Source organism: Ruegeria sp. AP12, assembly GCF_056540025.1.
This window is the reverse complement of sequence record NZ_JBQFVZ010000017.1, coordinates 1-3,881: the sequence shown is the minus strand read 5'-3', so window position 1 is coordinate 3,881 and position 3,881 is coordinate 1. Positions and strand designations below refer to the sequence as shown.

Here is a 3,881-nt window from a genome sequence, read left to right as displayed (position 1 = left end):
GGATCAATGACTGCAATCCGGCGATTGAAGTAGTGGTTCGTTTGGTCCGCTTGGGGGGCTGAGCACTCAACCAGTGATCGCTTCACATAAAACCGCTTCAACGATGTGCGCAAGTCGTCATCGAAGTATTAAACATCAATGGTTGCCAAATCTGGCGCTCGTTATGTCGCTCTCCGTCTACCGCGAAGCGGACAAAGATGACCTTTTCAGCGCTTACTTCGGTGCGAGATTTCGGAAACTGAATGCGAGACGCAACAATGTCCGGGCCTTATACTCTACCAATCTGGAAAACGTGTCGTGAAATAACTAGGGAGCCGGACTGTAAACAGCCGCTGCAGCATGGATCTCAAGGAAATGCCCAATGTTATTTTCGCGGGGCTTCCATCCTTTGGAGAATAGCCAATCGCTTGTCGTGTTTCGGTGATGTCCCAGCGCATACCTGGGTTATCTGACATTAGGTTCAGGGCTGCGAAGGAAATATCCTTGGCATCTATTGCGGCGCGCATTCCGCCTAGAAAGTCCCGATCACTCAACCACATTTCCTGACCCCACCGGCCCATCGCCATGTGTGTGCCGGGTTGGTTGCCGTGAGTCCATTGCGTCCAGCCGATGCGCAAGCAGATGACCGACAGTCCGTGATGCTCGGCGAAATAGGCCCCTGTCCGTTCACAGAAAAGCTTTGACATACCGTAAGCGTTTACTGGCCCTGGTGGTGTCGTGCTGTTGAGAACGTCGTGCGTGAATCTTTTGTCGCCGTGGACCCAGTTGGAACTGGCAAGAACCACTCGGCTGACGCCTATGGCTGCCGCATGGTGATAGAGGGAAAGCGTTGCATCCATATTGTGTTTGATCGCGGAGGCCCAAGTGGCGGAGGGCTCTCGGTCTCCGGCAAGATGCACGATAACGTCCACTCCCTTTAGCAAACTGACCCAACTGCTGTCGTCGGACAGGTCTGCGGTGTGAATGTCGGGATGATCAACGGGGCGAATGTCGAGGCCAGAAACGATGTAATCGGAGTCGCTTTCTAGCGCGTCGAAGAGTTTGCGGCCTAGATGCCCGCCTGCGCCTGTAATCAAGACATGCATGACAGGAACTCCTTGTTGTTTGTGAGCCCTAATGGCATTTGGGTTGCATCTTCATCCGTCAAGACGCGGAACGTCTGCCGAAAACTCAGCGTTTCATTCGGTGCGAGCTTGCGTGCCGGGGAGTGCCACTCCGCTTCGCAATAGGCGTAATCGGCTGAATTAAAGACCTCAAACGGATAGTCGTGTGCAAATTGATCGCCCTTTTGAGGTTCTGGTACCGAGCACATTAGCAACGGGGCATCAGCGCCGCACCGTATCAATGTACGACCGTTGGGGTTCGGTAGCCCGACCTTGAATTCCTGCTGTCTGTTGCAATCCACGACAATGCTTTTGCCGTGCGTCGCTATCATCCCTTCGGCAGAGCCAAAAACAGGATAAAATGCAGGGTCTTGCAATTCGACACCGACCTTGGTGGGGGTGTTAAGCATCATGACTGACCAAATGCCGGTCTGGCGCGAGGAGGTCCCATGGTTGACCACGATGTGTTCTATTTCCCAGCTTTCCGCCGAGGTTAGCGTGATGCGGCGCGACACTGACAGGTGCGAGGTCGGGCATACTGCGCTGGTCATGTCGATACGAGTGCTGCTTCTTGAAGTGATCTGGTAAGAGCCGCTGTCCAACACGGGAAACGGAGCGCCGTTTACCCAGGATGCATCTGGGGCGATCCACGTCTTCTCGCCGCCCCAGAGCGGAAAACCAAATTGTGGAGAGCGTGTGGGCAGATCAGTAAGCCGTGTGTCATCGACATCCAAACCGTCGAGATCTGCGTTCTGAAATAGGAGGGAGCGACCTTGGAAGTTTATATCCCATAGGCGGCCCCCGATGCCGGGCAGGAGTGTCAGCTGCAGATCGTTTTGCTGCAGGTGAAGAATGCTCCATCTGTCCGACATGTACCCCCTCCTATCGGTTTCCCGGCGCGATCGAATGCGCCGGGACAATCCCTTAGGTGTGCTTGAACTGGACGACGTTCTCGGCAGTAATCGGCATAACCCCGGTTTCAACGCGCTCGGGTAGAGGATTGATGCCAGCGGCCTTCCAATCGGGCAAGACCTTCAGCGCATCAGTGTTCTGCCAATGCATCATGTGGAAGGCGAGAAAGATCTCGAGATAGGATTTCTGAGCCACAGCGCCGTGAATTGTGCCGTCTTCGATATAGGGAAGCATATCATCATTTCGGTCCATCGCGACGATCTTGATGTCCTTGCGTCCTGCCTCATTGACGGCAATTGCCGCGCCTTTGCCGCTGTCGCCGTCCGTGCCGCCAATGCCAACAATATCCGGGTTCGCCTGAATTGCCTGAAGGTAGGCTGTCGGCGCATAGGACGGGTCGGCCTTATCGTTGGCGACGTCCACCACTTCGATATCCGGGTATTTCTCAGCAAAGATTTGTTTGTACCCCTCGACCCGCTCCAATGTGGAGGGGGCAGGGAAAGTGCCGAGGATAACCTTGCCTTTCCCGCCAATCGCTTGCGCGAGCATTTCGCCGCCGACACGTCCTGCCTGAACGCCATTGATACCAAGGAATGTGGACCGGGGACTGTCGGGAATATCGCCAATACAACATGTGACCGGAATGCCCGCCTCGACCGCACGTTCGACGCCGGGAGCCAGAGTGGCCGGATCACCGGGGAAGATAAGGATGCCTGCGGGACGTCTTGCGATCAGTTCATCCAATTGGCGTGCTTGTGCGGCCGTGTCGAAATCCAACGGGCCGGTGAATGTGGCCTTGATGCCCATTAACTCTTCAAGGTCTTCCATCGCATTGCGATAGTCCACCCAGAACGGCACCTGCGTTACGATGGACAGGAACACATACTCTTTGCCGGCCGCTTGTGCTATGGCTTCTTTGGACAGCATGGGCAGTCCGAACGCTGCGGCCAATCCAGCGGTGGTACCCGCTGTCAGCAGCCTGCGCCGATTCACATTCAATTCAGTCATCGTAGTCTCCCTGTTTTGGATATTTGGTTGTTGTTGGGTTTTGGAAAGCTTGCGGATTAGCCCCGTTTGCTTCGGATCAGCATGTCCAAGGCGACCGCTGTAACGAGCACACCGCCGATGACGATCATCTGCCAGTAGATCGATACGGCCAGCATCGTCATGGTGTTGTTGATCAACGCGACAAAAACGACGCCGAGGAAAGCACCGAGAATAGTGCCTTCGCCGCCGCGTAGGGATGCGCCACCGATGACCGCCGCCGCCAGAACCTGAAGTTCGATACCGTTGCCTGCCGTGGGCGTACCGCTCATCAGGCGGGAGGCCAGCAATGCACCCGCCAAAGCAGCCAGAATACCGGTCAGTGCGTACAGAATGATACGTACGCGTGTGACATGGATGCCTGACAACATCGCGGCCTTTTCATTGGCGCCGATGAAATAGACCTGACGGAAAAAGCGCGTATGGCGGACGGCCAGGTCAAACAGAACGACGAGCAGAATGGTGAACAAGACGATTACCGGAAAGCCGCCTATGTCATCAGCGCGCCGCTATCGCGATGAACTGAAGCGACTGGTCGAAGGCAAAGGCAACATGACCCCGGCCGAGTGATCAACTGCCGGGAAGCCCTTCGTACCAATCGACTATCATATCGGCCCAGCCCGCGGGAACGGTGTGCCCTCCGGGGAACAGAGCAAATTCCAGCGCGCTGCCTTCGGCACAGGTGGTCCACCGGCGGCGCATGAAATCCCCCGTCGTGCTGAACCCGGTCGGTTTGTGATCGACACAACCGTTCGCATCGCGCCAGATTTCGAGACCCGCATAGATATCACCCTGCTGAAAGCGTCCTCCGCCCAGCAAGCG

At 55.9% G+C, this 3,881-nt stretch carries 4 protein-coding genes and 1 pseudogene; all 5 read right to left on the bottom strand.

Translation table 11 applies throughout. The features are described 5' to 3' along the window. Window positions 1-275 precede the first annotated feature (275 nt). The gene (locus ACR0E6_RS20675) at window positions 276-1,085 is read right to left on the bottom strand and encodes an NAD-dependent epimerase/dehydratase family protein (protein ID WP_480586838.1); all 810 of its coding nucleotides are present in this window, start codon (window positions 1,083-1,085) and stop codon (window positions 276-278) included. Continuing rightward, window positions 1,073-1,975 carry a hypothetical protein gene (locus ACR0E6_RS20670; protein ID WP_480586835.1) on the bottom strand — a complete coding sequence of 301 codons (903 nt, stop codon included), beginning with the start codon at window positions 1,973-1,975 and terminating at the stop codon, window positions 1,073-1,075. Before ACR0E6_RS20670 ends, ACR0E6_RS20675 begins: the two co-directional genes overlap by 13 nt. A gap of 52 nt (window positions 1,976-2,027) precedes the next feature. After that, window positions 2,028-3,023 (bottom strand): substrate-binding domain-containing protein, encoded by a 996-nt coding sequence (locus tag ACR0E6_RS20665; RefSeq protein WP_480586832.1) that lies wholly within the window; start codon window positions 3,021-3,023, stop codon window positions 2,028-2,030. 56 nt (window positions 3,024-3,079) lie between these two features. After that, complete coding sequence (locus tag ACR0E6_RS20660) at window positions 3,080-3,529, bottom strand: ABC transporter permease (RefSeq protein WP_480586829.1); 450 nt, start codon at window positions 3,527-3,529, stop codon at window positions 3,080-3,082. Window positions 3,530-3,629: 100 nt separating this feature from the next. Further along, window positions 3,630-3,881, bottom strand: a pseudogene (locus ACR0E6_RS20655) (CE1 family esterase); the annotation flags it as partial.